The organism is Roseibacterium elongatum DSM 19469, assembly GCF_000590925.1.
GTDB lineage: Bacteria > Pseudomonadota > Alphaproteobacteria > Rhodobacterales > Rhodobacteraceae > Roseibacterium > Roseibacterium elongatum.
In genome coordinates this window covers 323,179-340,268 of sequence record NZ_CP004372.1, presented here as the reverse complement: position 1 = coordinate 340,268, position 17,090 = coordinate 323,179, and the positions used below count along the sequence as shown (strand labels likewise).

Annotated in this window: 16 protein-coding genes and 1 pseudogene; 8 read left to right on the top strand and 9 right to left on the bottom strand. The window is 64.5% G+C overall.

All coding sequences use genetic code 11. From position 1 onward, the window contains the following. Positions 1 to 56: 56 nt before the first annotated feature. Entirely contained in the window at positions 57 to 260 is a 204-nt protein-coding gene (locus tag ROSELON_RS01685) for a SlyX family protein (protein WP_025310723.1), read from the bottom strand. Between the two features lie 191 nt (positions 261 to 451). Between ROSELON_RS01685 and hisS the strand changes: the two genes are divergently transcribed. The 3 genes from hisS to hisG are packed head-to-tail and all read left to right on the top strand — an operon-like array spanning position 452 to position 3,767. Continuing rightward, positions 452 to 1,969 (top strand): histidine--tRNA ligase, encoded by a 1,518-nt coding sequence (gene hisS / locus ROSELON_RS01680; protein ID WP_025310722.1) that lies wholly within the window; start codon positions 452 to 454, stop codon positions 1,967 to 1,969. Continuing rightward, a complete protein-coding gene (locus ROSELON_RS01675; protein WP_025310721.1) occupies positions 1,966 to 3,078 on the top strand; it encodes an ATP phosphoribosyltransferase regulatory subunit in 1,113 nt (370 codons plus the stop codon). Before hisS ends, ROSELON_RS01675 begins: the two co-directional genes overlap by 4 nt. After that, complete coding sequence (gene hisG / locus ROSELON_RS01670; protein WP_025310720.1) at positions 3,075 to 3,767, top strand: ATP phosphoribosyltransferase; 693 nt, start codon at positions 3,075 to 3,077, stop codon at positions 3,765 to 3,767. Before ROSELON_RS01675 ends, hisG begins: the two co-directional genes overlap by 4 nt. A 34-nt stretch (positions 3,768 to 3,801) precedes the next feature. On the opposite strand, the gene ROSELON_RS01665 is transcribed toward hisG, so the two are convergent. Next, positions 3,802 to 4,227 (bottom strand): DUF1489 family protein, encoded by a 426-nt coding sequence (locus ROSELON_RS01665; protein ID WP_025310719.1) that lies wholly within the window; start codon positions 4,225 to 4,227, stop codon positions 3,802 to 3,804. A gap of 199 nt (positions 4,228 to 4,426) precedes the next feature. Between ROSELON_RS01665 and ROSELON_RS01660 the strand changes: the two genes are divergently transcribed. Next, positions 4,427 to 6,700, top strand: coding sequence for an adenosylcobalamin-dependent ribonucleoside-diphosphate reductase (locus ROSELON_RS01660; RefSeq protein WP_025310718.1), 2,274 nt, complete (start codon positions 4,427 to 4,429; stop codon positions 6,698 to 6,700). Positions 6,701 to 6,831: 131 nt separating this feature from the next. Here ROSELON_RS01660 and ROSELON_RS01655 read toward each other — a convergent pair whose 3' ends face one another. Then, positions 6,832 to 7,158, bottom strand: coding sequence for a type I restriction-modification enzyme R subunit C-terminal domain-containing protein (locus ROSELON_RS01655; protein ID WP_245605394.1), 327 nt, complete (start codon positions 7,156 to 7,158; stop codon positions 6,832 to 6,834). A 26-nt stretch (positions 7,159 to 7,184) separates the two neighbouring features. Here ROSELON_RS01655 and ROSELON_RS01650 point away from each other — a divergent pair. The 4 genes and pseudogenes from ROSELON_RS01650 to ROSELON_RS01635 form a co-directional block, all read left to right on the top strand. Beyond that, positions 7,185 to 8,125: pseudogene (locus ROSELON_RS01650) on the top strand (IS3 family transposase); the annotation flags it as partial. A gap of 61 nt (positions 8,126 to 8,186) precedes the next feature. After that, the gene (locus tag ROSELON_RS01645) at positions 8,187 to 9,191 is read left to right on the top strand and encodes a hypothetical protein (protein WP_025310716.1); all 1,005 of its coding nucleotides are present in this window, start codon (positions 8,187 to 8,189) and stop codon (positions 9,189 to 9,191) included. A 10-nt stretch (positions 9,192 to 9,201) separates the two neighbouring features. Continuing rightward, on the top strand, positions 9,202 to 10,695 hold the full coding sequence (locus tag ROSELON_RS01640) for a hypothetical protein (RefSeq protein WP_025310715.1): 1,494 nt from the start codon (positions 9,202 to 9,204) through the stop codon (positions 10,693 to 10,695). Positions 10,696 to 11,206: 511 nt separating this feature from the next. Further along, a complete protein-coding gene (locus ROSELON_RS01635; protein WP_025310714.1) occupies positions 11,207 to 11,620 on the top strand; it encodes a GNAT family N-acetyltransferase in 414 nt (137 codons plus the stop codon). A gap of 160 nt (positions 11,621 to 11,780) precedes the next feature. Here the strand turns inward: ROSELON_RS01635 and ROSELON_RS01630 are convergent, their stop codons facing one another. From ROSELON_RS01630 to ROSELON_RS01605, 6 genes are all read right to left on the bottom strand, one after another. Continuing rightward, the gene (locus ROSELON_RS01630) at positions 11,781 to 12,845 is read right to left on the bottom strand and encodes a dipeptidase (protein ID WP_025310713.1); all 1,065 of its coding nucleotides are present in this window, start codon (positions 12,843 to 12,845) and stop codon (positions 11,781 to 11,783) included. Continuing rightward, entirely contained in the window at positions 12,842 to 13,603 is a 762-nt protein-coding gene (locus tag ROSELON_RS01625) for a gamma-glutamylcyclotransferase (protein ID WP_025310712.1), read from the bottom strand. Before ROSELON_RS01625 ends, ROSELON_RS01630 begins: the two co-directional genes overlap by 4 nt. A 103-nt stretch (positions 13,604 to 13,706) precedes the next feature. Continuing rightward, on the bottom strand, positions 13,707 to 14,393 hold the full coding sequence (locus ROSELON_RS01620; RefSeq protein WP_025310711.1) for an ABC transporter ATP-binding protein: 687 nt from the start codon (positions 14,391 to 14,393) through the stop codon (positions 13,707 to 13,709). Further along, entirely contained in the window at positions 14,390 to 15,139 is a 750-nt protein-coding gene (locus ROSELON_RS01615) for an ABC transporter ATP-binding protein (protein WP_025310710.1), read from the bottom strand. The genes ROSELON_RS01620 and ROSELON_RS01615 overlap by 4 nt, the downstream gene beginning before the upstream one ends. Next, complete coding sequence (locus ROSELON_RS01610) at positions 15,132 to 16,115, bottom strand: branched-chain amino acid ABC transporter permease (RefSeq protein WP_025310709.1); 984 nt, start codon at positions 16,113 to 16,115, stop codon at positions 15,132 to 15,134. Before ROSELON_RS01610 ends, ROSELON_RS01615 begins: the two co-directional genes overlap by 8 nt. Continuing rightward, the gene (locus tag ROSELON_RS01605) at positions 16,112 to 17,035 is read right to left on the bottom strand and encodes a branched-chain amino acid ABC transporter permease (protein WP_025310708.1); all 924 of its coding nucleotides are present in this window, start codon (positions 17,033 to 17,035) and stop codon (positions 16,112 to 16,114) included. The genes ROSELON_RS01610 and ROSELON_RS01605 overlap by 4 nt, the downstream gene beginning before the upstream one ends. Between the last annotated feature and the right edge of the window lie 55 nt (positions 17,036 to 17,090).

Sequence of the window (17,090 nt, the reverse complement as noted above, 5' to 3'; positions counted from 1 at the left end):
CTTTATCCTGTGAAAATGGCCGGGGGGTTTGGGGGCAGGGCCCCCAAATCGACCGATCACCAATGCGGCGGCTTCTGGTCGGCCAGCGGCACGGTGCCGCCCTGCTCCAGCTCGCGCTCGGCCTCGCGCTCCATCAGCATGCCGACACGCCGGCTCAGCCGCGTGATCTCGGCATCCTGCCGGGCCACCACCTCGGACAACTCGTCGACCACGCGGGCCAGATGCGCCAGCGCTTCTTCCAGCTTGTCGGTCTCTGCCATCGGCCTCGTCCCTGCCTCTGCCTGGTGTCTTGCTGTATGTACGGGCTGTGTACGGGATGTGTACGCGGGGTGCACGGCGAATTTGCATCGCTTTGTCGGTCCATCGCGCGCCGGTCCCGTCCGTTGCCTTGCCCATCCCGCCCCCCCTCGGCTAGAGGGGGCGCGACCCGAAAAAACCTCCGCGATCCATCATGGCCAAGCAGAAAAAACAGCCCCGCCCCAAGGCGGAAACGCCCAAGGGCTTCCGCGATTATTTCGGGGCCGAGGTGACCGAGCGGCAGGAGATGCTGCGCCAGATCGCCGAGGTCTATGACCGCTATGGCTTCGACCCATTGGAGACGAGCGCGGTCGAGACGGTCGAGGCGCTTGGCAAGTTCCTGCCCGACGTGGATCGCCCCAACGCGGGTGTTTTCGCTTTTGAAGATGACGGCACCTGGATGGCGCTCCGCTATGACATGACCGCGCCCTTGGCTCGCGTCGCGGCGCAGTTCCGCAACGAGTTGCCCAGCCCTTATCGCCGCTACACGATGGGGCCCGTCTGGCGCAACGAAAAGCCGGGGCCGGGGCGGTTTCGTCAGTTTTATCAATGCGATGCCGATACGGTCGGCGCCCCCAGCGTCGCCGCCGATGCCGAGATCTGCGCCATGCTGGCCGACACGCTCGAGGCCGTGGGCATCCCGCGCGGCGACTACATCGTGCGCGTCAATAACCGCAAGGTTCTGAACGGTGTGTTGGAAATCATTGGCGACCTGGAGCAACCAAGTTTTGCTGATGGCGCGACTTGGGCTGAAATCCATGATCGTGATGTGGAGGATGCAGTTCTTAGGACTGCCGACAAATTTGACAAAGTCGGTGTGGAAGGTGTGCGCCAACTTCTTGGTGAAGGACGACGAGACGCTTCGGGTGCCTTTATTGAAGGTGTGGGACTCGCCCCATATCAGATTGATGCCGTGGTGTCGTTCCTGACGGCTAGAGATAGTACGAATGAACGAACAATCGCGAACCTAAACGAAGTTGTGTCGGGCTCCTCCGAGGTTGGTATGGAAGGAGTGCGAGAACTAGAGCAGATCGCCAATCTTCTCGCCGCCCAAGGCTATGGCCCTGACCGCATCGTCATCGACCCCTCGGTCGTGCGCGGCCTCGGATACTACACCGGTCCGGTTTACGAGGCCGAATTGACCTTTGAAATCACCGACGAAAAAGGCCGCCCGCGCCAGTTCGGCAGTGTGGCGGGCGGCGGGCGTTACGACGACCTCGTCAAGCGCTTCACGGGGCAGGAGGTGCCGGCGACCGGCGTCTCCATCGGGGTCGACCGCCTGCTGGCCGCCTTGCGGGCGAAGGGGCGCATCCACGGCACTCGGCAGGGGCCGGTCATCGTGACCGTGATGGATCGCGACCGCATGGCCGACTACCAGGCGATGGCCAGCGACTTGCGCGCGGCGGGCATACGGGCCGAGGTCTATCTGGGTAATCCCAAGAATTTCGGCAACCAGTTGAAATACGCCGACAAACGCGAAAGCCCCGTCGCGGTCATCCAGGGCTCGGACGAGGCGGCGCGCGGCGTGGTGCAGCTCAAGGATCTGATCCTCGGCGCGAAACTGGCGCAGGACGCGACGCTTGAGGAATGGAAAAGCCAGCCCGCGCAGACCGAGGTTTCCCGCGCCGATCTTGTGCAACACGTCCGCGCCATGATGGAGCGTCACCAGTGAGGGACAAGGCCGCCATCCGAGGCGAGGCCGAGGCGCTGGCCGCTGTTTTCGCCACGGCCGGCGCGGTCCCGGTCGAGGCACCGCTGATGCTGTCGGCCGACACGCTGCTGGACCTTTATGGCGAGGATATCCGCGCGCGCGCCTATACCACCGACGACCCTGACCGGGGCGAGATGATGCTGCGCCCCGATTTCACCGTGCCGGTGGTGCAAAGCCACATGGAAAACGGGGCCGAGCCTGCGCGCTACACCTATCTGGGCGAGGTGTTTCGCAAGCAGCCCGCCGGGTCAGGGCGGCCAACGGAATACCTGCAACTGGGCTACGAGTTGTTCGACGGCACGGACCCGGCCCGCGCCGATGCCGAGGTTTTCGCCCTGTTCGCCAAGGCGCTGAACGGGCTGGGCCTGCGCGCTGTCTCGGGCGATATCGGAATCCTGCTGGCCGCGATTGAAACCCTGTCCACGACCGAACCGCGCAAGGCCGCGCTGCGCCGCCATGTCTGGCGTCCGCGGCGGTTCCGCGCCCTGCTGGATCGCTATACCGGCCGGGCCGATCCGCCCGCCGGGCGCGCGGCGCTGCTAGACGCCGTGCGCAAGCAGGGGGTTGAGGCGGTCATTGCCGAGGCCGGGCCCGCCGTGGGCCTGCGTGGCAGCCCCGAGATCGCCGAACGGGTGGAGCGCCTGTTGGCCGATGCCGACACGCCCCCCATCGGCGCCGCCGAGGCCGAGGTGCTGACCGAAATCCTGAGCTTGCGCGCGCCCCTGCCGCAAGCCTGCGACCGTCTTTGGGACATGACGGTGGATTTGCCGGGACTGACCGCCGCGGTCGAGCGTCTGTCGGCCCGCATCGACGCCCTGGCCGCCGCCGGGCAAGAGCCGAACGACCTGCCCTACGAGGCCAGTTTCGGGCGTACGACGATGGAATATTACGACGGGTTCGTCTTTGGCTTTCTGGCCGACGGGCGGCCGGACCTGCCGCCGGTGGCGACCGGCGGGCGCTACGACGCGCTGACCGCGATTCTGGGGGAGGGTCGGGCCATTCCCGCCGTCGGCGGCGTGATCCGCCCCGAACTGGTGTACCGTCTGAAAACCGGGGAGGGCGCGGCATGAGCATTCGCCTGGGCGTGCCCTCGAAGGGGCGGTTGATGGACAAGACCTTTGCCTGGTTCGCCGAGCGTGGGGTCGAAATGCGTCGCACCGGCTCCGAGCGCGATTATGGCGCCGAGGTGGCGGGGGCGGATGTGGAACTGCGCCTTTTGTCGGCGGGCGAGATCCCGCGCGAACTGGCCTCGGGGCGCATCCATCTGGGTGTGACAGGCAGCGATCTTGTACAAGAACGCATTCCCGCCTGGGATCAGGCGGTCGAGGTCGTGGCGCAACTGGGGTTCGGCCATGCCGACCTGATCGTGGCGGTGCCGAATTGCTGGGTCGATGTCTCGACCCTTGACGATCTGGATGCCGCGGCGGCGCAATTCCGGCAGCGGCACGGGCACCGGTTGCGGATAGCGACCAAGTATCACCGGCTGGTGCGCGATTTCCTGCGCGAGGCCGGCGTGGCCGATTACCGGCTGGTTGACAGCCAGGGCGCGACCGAGGGCACCGTGGCCCATGGCACGGCCGAGGCCATCGCCGATATCACCTCGACCGGCGAGACCTTGCGCGCCAATCACCTGCGCATTCTGGATGACGGGTTGATCCACAGATCCGAGGCGACGCTGTTCCGGGCGCGCGGCGCGACCTGGGATGACGCGGCGCGCGCGGCCCTTGCGGACTTCTACGAAAAACTCGGTCTCGACTGACGCGCGTCTTGGCGGCGTTTGATCCGGGCACGCCTCACAGCACGCCGATTTCAGCCAGCGCGCTTTCCAGCTCGGGCGGCAGGGCCTCCTCACTGGCGCGGCCGGGGGCCAGGTCGCGCGGCGCATCCTCGGGCTTGAGATACCGCCAGCCCTGAAACGGCCGTTTGGGGGTCGCGGTGACGCGCACGGTTTCCGGGTCGAGCACGATGCCGCAGCGGGTGATGCCATCGCCGCCCTCGACCGGGTCGAGACGCAGGATGCGCTGTCGGCACAGCAGCATTCCCTTGAACACCCAGTAGAGCGATCCGCCATCCAGCACCTCGTCGGCGCGTTTGGGCCACATGCGCGTGACATGGCGCGGTAGCCCGTCCGGCCCCTTGGCGCGGGCGCTCGCCTGCCAGGCGGTCAGATCCTCGACGCGCTCGGCGCCAACGCAGAGTTTCACGAGATGTACGGTCACTTCAGCCTCCTGCCACCATACCTAGCGCGGATGGGCGAGGGGGGAAAGGCATGGACGTGCTCGACAGCGCCGGATCGGCATGGCGGTGGCCAGCGCGCTTTTGTCGAGCGGACCGCGCAAGACGGCAGGGCCTGCGTTGACCGATAGACGGGGTGGGTCTATCTTGCGAGGTCCGTCTCCGATGCATCAGGATATTGTCATGACTCGCTTTGCCGCCCCGATCGCCGAGCAGATTTGGGACATGAAATACCGCATGAAGGCCGCCGATGGCGCGCCGATCGACCAGACGGTCGAGGACAGCTGGCGGCGCATTGCCCGCGCCCTGGCCAGCGTCGAGGCGACGCCGGGCGATTTCGAACCGGCGTTCTACGATGCGCTGGAGGATTTCAAGTATCTGCCCGCAGGCCGGATCGTGGCCGGTGCGGGCACCGGGCGCGCGGTCACCCTGTTCAACTGTTTCGTGATGGGCACGATCCCCGATTCGATGGCGGGCATTTTCGACGCGTTGAAAGAGGCGGCGTTGACCATGCAGCAGGGCGGCGGCATCGGGTATGACTTCACGACCATCCGCCCCAAGGGCGCCCCTGTGACCGGCGTGGCGGCCGATGCCTCGGGGCCGCTGTCCTTCATGGATGTCTGGGACGCCATGTGCCGCACCATCATGTCGGCGGGCAGCCGGCGCGGCGCGATGATGGCCACGATGCGCTGCGACCACCCCGACATCGAGGAGTTCATCGCGGCCAAGTCCGACCCCGCACGCCTGCGCATGTTCAACATGTCCGTGCTGGTCACCGACCCGTTCATGGAGGCGGTCAAGGCCGACGGCACGTGGGAATTGCAATTCGACGGCCGCGTCTATCATACCGTGCAGGCGCGCGACCTGTGGAACAGGATCATGCGCGCGACCTATGACTACGCCGAGCCGGGCGTGATCTTCATCGACCGCATCAATGCCGAGAACAACCTGTCCTATGTCGAGGAGATCGCGGCCACGAACCCCTGCGGCGAGCAGCCGCTGCCGCCTTATGGCGCCTGTCTGCTGGGGTCGGTGAACCTCGCCCGGCTGGTGGACCGCCCGTTCGGGGCGGGGGCCCAGATCCCCGATGCCGCGCTGGATGACCTTGTCGCCACTGCCATTCGCATGATGGACAACGTGGTCGATGCCTCGCGCTTTCCGCTCGAGGCGCAGGCGCAAGAGGCGCAGGCGAAACGCCGGATCGGGCTTGGCGTGACCGGCCTTGCCGATGCGCTGGCCATGGTCGGCCTGCGCTATGGGTCCGAGGACGGCGCGGCGCAAACCGGCCGCTGGATGCAGGCCATCGCCAATGCCAGCTATCGCGCTTCGGCCCTGCTGGCCAAGGAAAAGGGCACCTTTCCGCTCTACGATGCGGCGGCCTATGCCAAGGCCCCGATGGTCACGCGGCTGGACCAGGAGGTGCAGGCGCTGATCGCCGAGAACGGGCTCAGGAACGCGCTCCTGACCTCGATCGCGCCCACGGGCACGATCAGCCTGTTCGCGGGCAATGTCTCCAGCGGGATCGAACCGATCTTTGCCAATTCCTATACACGAAAGGTGCTGCAACCAGACGGCACCCGCACCGAGGAAGAGGTCGTCGATTACGCCGTCGCCATGTGGCGTGACCTCAAGGGCGATGCGCCCTTGCCGGATCATTTCGTTACTGCGCAGGAACTGGCCCCGCTGGAACATGTCCGCATGCAGGCCGCCGCTCAGCCCTGGATCGACAGTTCGATCTCCAAAACCATCAACGTGCCGGCCGATATCGATTTCCAGAGCTTCAAGGACGTCTATCTCGAAGCCTATGAAACGGGATGCAAGGGCTGCACCACCTACCGGCCCAACGACGTAACGGGCAGTGTCCTGAGCGTGTCCGAGAGCGAAAGCAAGGACGAGGGCGCCCGCGCGAGCGAGGCCGCCTCGGGCGAGGTCGTCTACATGTCCGAACCGCTGGACCGGCCAGCCAGCCTGGAGGGGCACACCTACAAGCTGAAATGGCCCGATAGCGAGCATGCGCTCTATATCACGATCAACGACATCGTGTTGAACGGGCACAGGCGGCCTTTCGAGGTGTTCATCAACTCAAAGAACATGGAGCATTTCGCCTGGACGGTGGCGCTGACGCGGATGATCTCGGCCGTGTTCCGACGCGGCGGGGATGTCAGCTTTGTTGTAGAAGAACTAAAGGCCGTCTTCGACCCGCGCGGGGGCGCGTGGATGCAGGGCAAATACGTGCCCTCGATCCTGGCGGCCATCGGCGGCGTCATCGAACGCCATCTGATCTCGATCGGGTTCATCGAGGGCGAGGGGATGGGCCTGAAATCCGACCCCCAAGCCGAGGTCGTCAATCTCGGGCAACGCCCCGGCCCGGCCTGTCCGCATTGCGGCCAATACGACATGCGCATGGTCGAAGGGTGCCTGACCTGCGGCAGTTGCGGCTATTCGAAATGCGGCTGAGGCGGCGGATCCGGGTGACCGATCTGATACGACAACCAATACTTGGCCATCGGCGGGGTTGAAATGGCCATTTGACAACCGATTGATGGCCATCGGGCTGTTGTGGCCCGAAATCGGCCTCCAGACACCTGTTACCGGAACAGGTGACCCTGGATGTCGATGAAAGCCTTCCGGATCTCGGCGACCGATCCGAGGATAGCTTTCGCGTCGTTCGTGCCGCCATACCGGATACGCAGAAAGTCGCGGATCTTCCTGAGCGACAGCTCCTCGACACCATGCGCCTCGTATGCCTGAAGGACATAGTCCAGGAACTGGCGCATCTCCAATTCGTAGCCGCCGAGGCCGCTTGACCGGGCCGCGCCGGCCCGTTGCCTGCGGGCCAAGGGCGCGAGGGTGAACCGGACATAGGCGAGGACGTCGAAGATGTCGCTGTTCGGCGCATCGATGAGGCGGCGCATGTCCTCCATCCGGTCGCTGTCGTACCCGGAAGCTGAAGGCGCTTGAGGACGAGAACACAAAGCTGAAGAAGCTGTTGGCCGAGCAGATGCTGGACAACGCGATGCTGCGAGACGTTGCATCAAAAAAATGGTGACGCCCGCGGCCAGGCGGGAAGCCGTGGCGCATCTGTGCGAAGCGCACCAGGTGAGCCAGCGGCGGGCGTGTTCAGTTGTCGGGGCGGATCGGTCGAGCGTACGCTATCAAAGCGTGCGCCCGGACGATGCCGATCTACGCAAGGCGATGAAGGCTGTGGCGGCCGAGCGCCGTCGGTTCGGCTATCGGCGGGTGCATGTGATGCTGGAACGACAAGGCTGGCAAGTGAACCTGAAGAAGCTGAGGCGGCTTTACCGCGAGGAGAAGCTGCAGGTGAGGAAGCGCGGCGGTCGCAAACGGGCGCTCGGGACACGCAGGCCGATGCTGGTTCCGGAACGGCCCAATGAGCGCTGGAGCCTGGATTTCGTCTCGGACGCCTTTACAGATGGACGCAGGTTCCGGGTTTTGGCCATCGTGGACGACTTCAGTCGCGAATGTCTGGCATTGGTTGCGGACACTTCGCTTTCGGGGCTGCGGGTCACACGAGAGCTGTCAGCGATCATGGCCAGACGCGGACGACCCAGAACGATTGTCAGCGACAACGGCACGGAACTAACCAGTATGGCGGTGCTCAGATGGTGCCAGGAAACGCGGATCGGCTGGCACTACATCGCGCCGGGAAAGCCGATGCAGAACGGCTTCATCGAATCGTTCAACGGCAGCTTCCGGGACGAGCTCTTGAACGAGACCCTGTTCTCAACGCTGGCCGAAGCCCGTGAAAAGATCGGCGCATGGAAGGAGGACTACAACCGAAACAGACCCCACTCATCCCTGGGCAATCTCACGCCGCAGGAGTTTGCAATGAAATCGAGACTGGAAACGAAGGCCGCATGAGGCCAGAAATCAACCGACGGATTCTCCTGAAGGCTGGACGGAAGTCGGGTCTCAGGTCAAAATGATCGCCATCAAACCCAGCCCCGTCCAACCCAAGTTCTCCTTCTCGGAATACGATGGCATCACCATCGGGGGGCAGCCTTTCCAGTACTTCGAGACCCGCGAAAAAGGCCATATATTCGTCAATATGACCGGCGAACGCGTGCCTCAGGTCATGACCAATGCCCAGATCAGCCGCTACCTCGCGGTCGGAAACTTCAAGTGTATCCCGAACGAACACCAACCCGAGCATCTGCGTGCGCGGGTTCTGCCGGATGGGGATCTGCTCTCCCTCCGGGGCACAAAGGCTCACAAGAAAGCGGCCATGCGTCTGGCCGTGGTCCGCGCGTTCCGTGAATTCCTGGACGACGAGACCAATAACATCACACGGACCGCGGCATCGATCAGGCCGTATCTGCGAGCTATCAGGTTTCGCGCTGGCGAAATTCTCGAAGAAGGCGAGCGTGGCAAGGAAGATGACACTTTCTCCGTGCCGAAAAAACTTGGCGCGAAGACCGTGCTGGATTGGGAGCGCAAGGAACGGCGGTTCGGTCTGGCGGGCCTGTACGACAGGAACTCCGAGCGTGGGAACCGGGACCGCCGGATGACGGCAGATGAACTCATGATCATGGGCAAGGTCGTGGGCAAGTATCTCAACGACCAGTGCCCGTCGCAGCAGATCATCTTCGAAGAGGTGAAGAAGGCCTTCGCTGACGAGAACGATCGGCGCCGGGCTGCAGGCGAGCCGGAAATCGTGTGCCCGTCCCGTGAAACCGTGCGTCAGGCGATCCGCAAGCTCAATCCCTTCGACGTTACCCTAGCCCGGAAGGGTCGTGAGGCAGCGAACCGGCAGTTCGCCCCGGTCGGCATGGGGCTGGATATCACGCGCCCGATGCAACGTGTCGAGTTCGATGAATGGGAAGTCGACGCCATTACGCTCATGGCCGAAGGCGGGCTGTTCCATCATCTGACGGACGAGGAAAAGAAGGCTCTCGGGTTTCTGCCCGGCTTGTCTGGCAGAGGATGACCGGACAGGCATGCGTCGTGGCCGCTGGGAGTGGTCATTGTCAGTCGTGCGGACATGCCCTGTTCATGAAATCCCTCTCCTGCGCCAGGCGCAGGTCGCATGGGACGACAAACTTCACGAACTTGACCGCCGGGTTCCTGAGCGCGGCGTTGAACTTGAGGAGATGATCGAGAGGGCAGGGCGCCGCCCGGTCTCGCCGCTTCAGGATTACGTTTTGCGCCGCCTTTCCGGGATTGCTGGCCCGGATTGGCTGGATGCGCAGACGCTTGATCAGGCGACCCGCGCGACGGAACTCTTGGGCGTGCTGGTCGCCTACGGGCCAGCCCAAAAGCTCCCTCAGTTGACTTCGGGCGGCTGGGATCACGCGGGTCGGGTTGGCTTCGAATTCACGTCGCGTGGCGAGGTTGGCATCCGGGAAGCCTTGGAGGCGCAACTTCGAAAATTCGACGATGCGACCGGCACGCCGGGCGCCCGCAAGATCTTCGGGTGCTTCTACAATGCCCTGGGCCATTCGAAATCACTCAAGGACCCGGGAGACATTGCACGCATCTTTCGCGAGGTCATTACCGAGAACATCGCCATGCCAGCCGGAACCAAAGTTTTGGGTGTGGAACTCCGCGAGCGCCGCCTGCATACGGTCGCGTCATTGGCGAAGGAGCAGGGCCTCGACTCTCGGACTCTGAGCGACGTGCTGGTCGCGGCCGGGGTGATACCTGACAAGGCGCCGGCCCATTTCCCGATCCCTGTGCAAAAAGGGCGCGAGGTTGCCTCGCGCGTGAAACGGCTGGTGCATGTTAAATCGTTGCCCGATGCGTTGTTTTGCGCCCGCCCGCTGGTCGATCAGTTTTTTGCTGATCGGCTGATCACTCCCATTTTCTACGGGCGGCCGGGTGTGAAGGGGCGGACCCAGAAGGCCGTGGATCGTGCGGAGATTGCCATGCTGGTTGGCAATCTGCACGCGAAGGCGGTCGCACTGGATGCCGAAACCGACGGGCTGGTGTCGGTGTCAAAAGCCTCGGAGAAGGCCAAGGTGCCGGCCATCGTGGTGGTGCACATGATCCTTGGCGGCTTCCTCGAGAACGTCTTCCGACTGGGTGGCCAGGACGGGATCAGCGCCCTCCGAGTGGATCCGGAGGAGGTCAAGCAACACCGGGCTTTCTGCACGAAGGGTTTGTCTGCCATGGAAGCGTCTGCGTCATTGAAAATCCCGCGGACTGTCTTCTGGGGTTTGGTGGACCGGTGCCCTCAAGAGGTGAGCCTTGCCGTCGCTTGGATCGTTGGTCCGGAAGGGGGCCATCGGATCCCGCGGTTCGACCCGGCGTTGGTGGCCGATTTCAAGGCCCGTTTTGTGCATCCGGCGCAGATTGCAGAGCAGCATGATCTTGAGGTCGGTGAGGTGGTCCGTCGGTTGAAACGCTCCGGCGTCCGATCGGTATTGTCGAGAATCGAGGTCGGCGTGAGCTACTACCGGACCCGTGATCTGGAGACGGATCTCTTCCTTTAACATAAGGGGCCTTATCAGGCCCATCTTGGTGAGAATCTCAAAGGCCGTCCGAAAGGGCGGTCTTTTTTTGTCCAGATGACCCGCGTACAAAGAAGCTCCGTTGTGGGCTTCGCCGTATTCCAAGAATGGGCGCCTTATGAATGTGAAATGGCAAACTCAGTGGCCGCGCATTCTGTTGGTATAAATAAAATCAAGGGCTTAGGTTTCGGCGGTGGCGTTTAAATGGTTGTTCTGATACGATCTCGTCCCACGCCGGAATTCGGCGGTCTGATGCGCCCTGACGGATCATCGCTTATGCAAGGCGGCCCGTGTTTGGTATTGCGAGGTTGGGCCGGAAAGCTTCAGTGACCTCGCGGGCCGTGGGGCCCACAGGTCAAGATCGCGGACATGCGGCCGGGTTGATCCGGTGGGCAGATGGTATGCCATAACAAGGGCGCGTGGATCAGGCCGCGACTTGGCGTGAAGAGCGTGGCAAACCGCGCTTGAAACCACACACCAAGGAGCGATGTCCGTGTACGAGATTCTGAAATACACGATCGACCACGAAAACGGACTTCTGGATCTTTTGACGGCGGAGCCTGACTGGGACACCTACACCGCCCCTGATGCCATTGCCGTTTTTCGACAGTCGTTGCGGGACGGCGAGACGTTGGTCTGCAAGGACGGCGATGCATATTGCGGCTATTTGCGTGCGATCAAAGACGGTCTCGGCCTTTACGTCAGCGAACTCTACGTTGGCCCGCCCTGGCGCAGCCGGGGGATCGGACGTCGGCTGCTTGACGAAATCAAACAGCACAATCTTGATCGCGAGGTCTATGTCCTGTCTGACGAGGATGCCTATTACCACAATCTCGGGTATCGGAGGATCGGTTCGGTTTTCGAGATCGGCCTTGGAAACGGGTCCGAAAGGCCCCTCGGTTCATGAGTCCGAACGGCCGGGGCATGAGACCGCCGTCGCCGGGTGATCCGCCCCGTTGCGCAAGACCTGACCCTCAAGCATCCTGCATGCCATGGGCGCCGGGAGCCTGCTTGGTCTCAAGGCTTTCCACGCCGATCTGTGTGCCGCGCACAAGCCGACATTCGCGTCAGGTCAGGGTCCGCTCGAGGCAGGCGAGCCAATTCTCGCGCGCAAGTTTCGTGATCAGGGCCGCGTCATAGCCATGCGCGCGCATAGCAGCGAACAGGGCCGGAACGCCGGTGACATCGCCGATCAGATCGGGCAGCACGCAGCCATCGAAATCCGAGCCGAACCCGACGTGATCTTCGCCGAGCGTGTCGATCAGGTGGTCGAGTTGCCGCAAGATGACATCCCATCCGGTCCCGCTATCGGCCGAGCCATCGGCATTGAGATAGAAGGTGGCAAAGTTCAGGCCGACCATGCCGTCCCGCTCGCGGATGAGGTGAAGTTGCCGGTCTGTCAGGTTGCGTGACGACGGGCAGAGCGCATGCGCGTTTGAATGGGTGGCCACAAGGGGCGCCTCGGAAATGGCCGCGACATCGTCGAAGCCGGCTTCGTTCAGGTGCGACAGGTCGATGAGAATTCCAAGCTCGTTGCACAGCCGCACAAGATCGCGGCCCTTGTCGGTCAGGCCGGGTCCGATATCGGGCGAGCCGGGAAAGGCCATCGGCACGCCATGGCCGAAGATCGTCGGCCGGCTCCAGACCGGTCCGAGCGAACGCAACCCCATGTCGTGAAACAGGTAGAGCGCATCCAGATCGGGGCCGATCGCCTCGGCCCCCTCCATATGCATGACGCCGGCGATCCGGCCGCCCGCCATCGCGCTGCGAATCTCGGCGGCGCTGCGGCACAGGCGAAAGTCGTCCGGCGCCGCGCGGTCCATCCAGTGCAACAAGCCGGCCATGGTCAGGGCGTCCGGCTGGGCGGCGCGGTGATCCATCGCGGGGGGCATGGGCAGGTCATAAGGCGGGTTGGCCATCAGTGCCTTGAAATCGGGCGGCGGTCCGTTCGAGGGCGATGGCACGAAGATCGCGAACAGCCCGCCGGCAAAGCCGGCGCGCTTCATCCGGGCGAGATCGAGATGACTGGCGCCGGTATCGCCCAACCATGTCTCGGCGCGCGGGGCGGCGCTTTTCATCAGGCGCAGAAGGAAATCGTTATGTCCGTCGAAAAACGGGATCGGGGCTGTCATTGGCCGTCCTTCGCGGTTTGAGCGGTCCGCGCCGGGGCGGCGAGGCGGGCATCGACATCGCGCAACAAGGACACGCAATCCTCGTCATGGATGCCCAAGGTGTCGAAGTGATCCACGATATTGGCCAGGTAATCGCGACTCGAGCCAAGAAACCCGGCCCCGGTGGCGATCATCTCGATCTGATCCGCGCGGGTCAGGTCACCGCGAATGTCGTCGATGGCATGATCGGCCAGAAAGGTCAGCGCCTGAACCGTGCGATCCGCCAGCCTGGCCGGAACGAACCGTGCGATGTAGCCCGGCGCGATTATTTCGCGTCGAAACAGGATCTGGGTCTCGACCTCGACACGCTCGGCCGGAACGCGAAAGGCCAGCCCTTCGCAGGCCTCGCCATGGTCCAGCGCAGCCATCAGGCCGGGGGCGTCCTCGGTGCCGCGTCCGCCGCGCCAATCCACCAGGATCATCCGCCGCGCGAACCCGTCGACGCGGGCGCGGCGCAGGTCCGAAAATCGCAGGGCCGGGTCCCACATCAACGACCCGTAGCCGAAAACCCACAGGTCCCCCGCGTGCCCGTCCAGGGCCGCGCGGCGCAGGCCCTCGCGCGCGCTGTCGGAATAGGGCCAGTCGCGGTGCGCCGCCATCCGGGGAAACTGCGCCATGATGCGCGCGACCGAGAAATCCCGGAAGAAGGACGCCTCGGGATCGGTGATCTTGTCGCGCAGTTCCGGGTGGTGGGCGAAAGGGTCGGCGTGTTGCGGCACGGGGGTGACCTCGGTCAGGGGCAGGGGCGTTTGCCGGATACTGGGGCATTTGCGTCGTGACGTCGATGTTGGTGCGGCGCCCGGTCGGATGTTGCACCGGCGCTCAAACGCCGACGTGGCGTTCGCTGGTTTCGGTGTCGAGCGCAGCCATCGGCCCGTGCCAGACCACCCGACCCCGGGCAACCAGGGTGGCCTGGTCGGCGACGCGGCGCAGTTCCTTGAGCGATTTGTCGATCACGATCAGCGACAGCCCGGTCTCTTGCCGCAGGCGTGCAATGGCCGACCAGATCTCGTCGCGGATCAGGGGGGCCAAGCCCTCGGTCGCCTCGTCCAGAATCAGCAGCCGGGGGTTCGTCATCAGCGCCCGACCGATGGCGAGCATCTGTTGTTCGCCCCCCGAAAGGGTCGAGGCGCGTTGCCCCCGCCGCTCGGCCAATCGTGGGAACAAGGCGGCGATGCGGGCCAGATCCCAATGGCCGCGCCGCGCGGCGACGACGAGGTTTTCCTCGACCGTCAGGTCGCGGAAACAGCGCCGCCCCTCGGGCACCAGCCCGATCCCGAGGCGCGCGATCTGATGGCTGGGCAGGCGGGTGAGGTCGGTGCCATCGAAGACCAGGCGACCGCGCGCCGGCAGCAGGCCGCAGATCGCCTTGACCGTGGTGGATTTGCCCATGCCGTTGCGCCCCATCATGGCGACGACCTCGCCCTCGGCCAGGGTCAGGTCGATGCCGAACAGGGCCTGGCTGGCCCCGTAGCTGGCCGTGACATTTTCCAGCGTCAGGAGGGTCATGCATCCGTCCCCAGATAGGCGTCGCGCACCGCCGGGTCCGTGCGGATAGCACCGGGCGGCCCCGAGGCGATGACGCGGCCATAGACCAGCACGCTGATCCGGTCGGCCAGGGCAAAGACCGCGTCCATGTCGTGTTCGACCAGCAGGATCGGCGCCTCGTGCCGCAAGTCGTCCAGCAGTCGGGTCATGTTCTGCCCGCCTTCGGCGCCCAGCCCCGCCATCGGCTCGTCCATGACGAAGGCTTTGGGCCGCAGCGTCAGGGCGACGGCCACCTCGAGTTGTCGACGCTCGCCATGGCTGAGCTCGGCGGTGCGCATGGCGGCCTTGTCGCGCAATCCCACGCGGTCGAGGGCGGCCTCGGCGGTGGCTCTCAATGCCGTATCCGCGAGGGCCGGACGAAACAGCCGCCACGCGCTGCCCGAGGCCCCGAGCGCCCCCAGCATGGCGTTTTGCAGAACCGTATCCTCCATCGCCAGGGCCGAGATCTGAAAGGTCCGCGCAAGGCCCATGCGCGCCCTGTCGCGCGTCGGCAGGCGGGTCACGTCCCGCCCATCGAGAAAGATCGCGCCGCCATCCGGGGGCAGCGCGCCACAGATCTGCGCGATCAGGGTGGTCTTGCCGGCCCCGTTCGGCCCGATCACGGCGTGGACCTCGCCGGGGTGCAGGCTGAGGTCGATCTCGTCCGACACCACAAGCGCGCCGAAACGCTTGGTCAGGCCGCGCACCTCGAGAATGGGGTCAGTCATGCGATCTCACCTTTCCCGCCAGAAGGCCGATCACACCGCCCCGCGCAAACAGCACGATCCCGAGCAGCAGCGCCCCGAGATAGATGTGCCAGTAGTCGGACAGATCGCCGAGCACATGCTCCATCGCCACGAACAGGACGGCCCCGGCCACGGGCCCCATTAGGCGCGCAACCCCGCCCAGAATGACGAAGATCATGATCTCGCCCGACATGTGCCAACTGAACATCGTGGGGCTGACAAAGCGATTGAGATCGGCAAAGAGCGCGCCGGCCAGTCCGGTGATCGCGCCGGACAGGACAAAGGCGATCAGCTTGGCCCTTTGTCCGTCAAGGCCGACCGTCTCGACCCTGTGCGGCACCTGTCGCGCCGCGTTCAGCATCAGCCCAAAGGGCGAGCGTGCGATCCGGGCACTCAGCCAAAGGGCCGCGCAAAGCAGGGCAAAGCACAGGCCGTAGAACTGGATCGGGTCCAGCGTGTTCAGGCCCGGAAACCCGTTGCGCAGGTAGATCGACAGGCCATCCTCGCCGCCATAGGCGCTCCAGGAGATCGTGAAATAGTAGAACATCTGCCCGAAGGCGAGGGTGATCATGATGAAGTAGACCCCCGACGTTCTGAGCGACAGCAGGCCGATCACAAGGGCCGCAACGGCCGAGGCGGCCATGGCGACCAGCCAGATGATGGGCATGGACTTGGTGCCCTCAAGGAGGAATGGGCCATCCAAGAGGGGCGTGTAGGTCTGCGCATGGTAGGCCAGGATGCCCATCGCATAGCCGCCGATCCCGAAAAACGCGGCATGGCCCAGGCTGACCAGACCGCCCAGGCCAAGGGCCAGGTTCAGGCCCACCGCCGCCAGCGCGAAGATCACCGCGCGGGTGGCCAGCGTGATCGTGAACGGCTCGCCCGCCAGATGCGCCCAGAGCGGCACGGCGATCAGCCCGGCGATCAGCACGATGTTGACGAGCGTTTCGCGTGTCATGCCGTGCGCATCCCGTAAAGGCCCGTGGGCCGCCAGATCAGCACGGCCGCCATCAGCAGATAGATCGCCATCGACGACAGAGACGCCCCGATCGAGGTGGCCGATGACGGTTCCATGAACAGCTTGAACAGCTCGGGCAGGAAGATGCCGCCAAGCGTATCGGTCAATCCGACGATCAGCGCGCCCACGAAGGCCCCCTTGATCGACCCGATGCCGCCGATGACGATCACCACGAAGGCAAGGATGAGAACGGGTTCGCCCATGCCGACCTGCACGGACTGGATCGCGCCCACAAGCGCGCCGGCCAATCCGGCCAGGGCCGCCCCCAGAGCGAACACGATGGTATAGAGCGTGCGGATATCCACGCCGAGCGCCGCGATCATTTCGCGGTCGTTTTCACCGGCGCGGATCTGGATGCCGATGCGGGTCTTGGCAATCAGACCCCACAGCGCCAGTGCCACCAGGATCCCGGCCCCGATCAGGGCCAGCCGATAGACCGGATACTCGATGCCACCGGGCAGCGTGATCGGGCCGGACAGATACGCCGGCGTGTCGAGGTAGAGCGGGAAGGACCCGAAGATGAACCGTGTCCCTTCGGAAAAGATCAGGATCAGTGCAAAGGTCGCCAGCACCTGATCGAGGTGATCGGTGTGATAGAGGCGGCGGATGACGCTGATCTCGATCAGGGCGCCGGCCATCGCCGCCGCGCCCATGGCCGCCGCCAGCGCCAGAACGAACGACCCCGTCAGCCCCGCCACCGTCGCGGCGACGAAGGCCCCCACCATGTAGAGCGAGCCATGGGCCAGGTTGATCAGGCCCATCACGCCGAAAATCAGCGTCAGGCCGGCGGCCATCAGAAACAGCATCACCCCGAATTGCAGCCCGTTCAGGATCTGTTCGACGATCAGGATCGCTGACATCTCATCCCCTCGCAAAAAACGAGGCCGGCCCTGCGGCCGACCTCGTTCTGTCTGC

What these genes read in the sequence shown, in the direction of transcription:
- hisG (WP_025310720.1), top strand. Translation starts at nt 3,075, where the DNA reads ATGAGCATTCGCCTGGGCGTGCCCTCGAAGGGGCGGTTGATGGACAAG.
- ROSELON_RS01660 (WP_025310718.1), top strand. Translation starts at nt 4,427, where the DNA reads ATGACTCGCTTTGCCGCCCCGATCGCCGAGCAGATTTGGGACATGAAA.
- ROSELON_RS01685 (WP_025310723.1), bottom strand. Translation starts at nt 260, where the DNA reads ATGGCAGAGACCGACAAGCTGGAAGAAGCGCTGGCGCATCTGGCCCGC.
- ROSELON_RS01610 (WP_025310709.1), bottom strand. Translation starts at nt 16,115, where the DNA reads ATGACACGCGAAACGCTCGTCAACATCGTGCTGATCGCCGGGCTGATC.
- ROSELON_RS01620 (WP_025310711.1), bottom strand. Translation starts at nt 14,393, where the DNA reads ATGACCCTCCTGACGCTGGAAAATGTCACGGCCAGCTACGGGGCCAGC.
- ROSELON_RS01630 (WP_025310713.1), bottom strand. Translation starts at nt 12,845, where the DNA reads ATGACAGCCCCGATCCCGTTTTTCGACGGACATAACGATTTCCTTCTG.
- hisS (WP_025310722.1), top strand. Translation starts at nt 452, where the DNA reads ATGGCCAAGCAGAAAAAACAGCCCCGCCCCAAGGCGGAAACGCCCAAG.
- ROSELON_RS01605 (WP_025310708.1), bottom strand. Translation starts at nt 17,035, where the DNA reads ATGTCAGCGATCCTGATCGTCGAACAGATCCTGAACGGGCTGCAATTC.
- ROSELON_RS01640 (WP_025310715.1), top strand. Translation starts at nt 9,202, where the DNA reads ATGCGTCGTGGCCGCTGGGAGTGGTCATTGTCAGTCGTGCGGACATGC.
- ROSELON_RS01615 (WP_025310710.1), bottom strand. Translation starts at nt 15,139, where the DNA reads ATGACTGACCCCATTCTCGAGGTGCGCGGCCTGACCAAGCGTTTCGGC.
- ROSELON_RS01645 (WP_025310716.1), top strand. Translation starts at nt 8,187, where the DNA reads ATGATCGCCATCAAACCCAGCCCCGTCCAACCCAAGTTCTCCTTCTCG.
- ROSELON_RS01655 (WP_245605394.1), bottom strand. Translation starts at nt 7,158, where the DNA reads ATGCGCCGCCTCATCGATGCGCCGAACAGCGACATCTTCGACGTCCTC.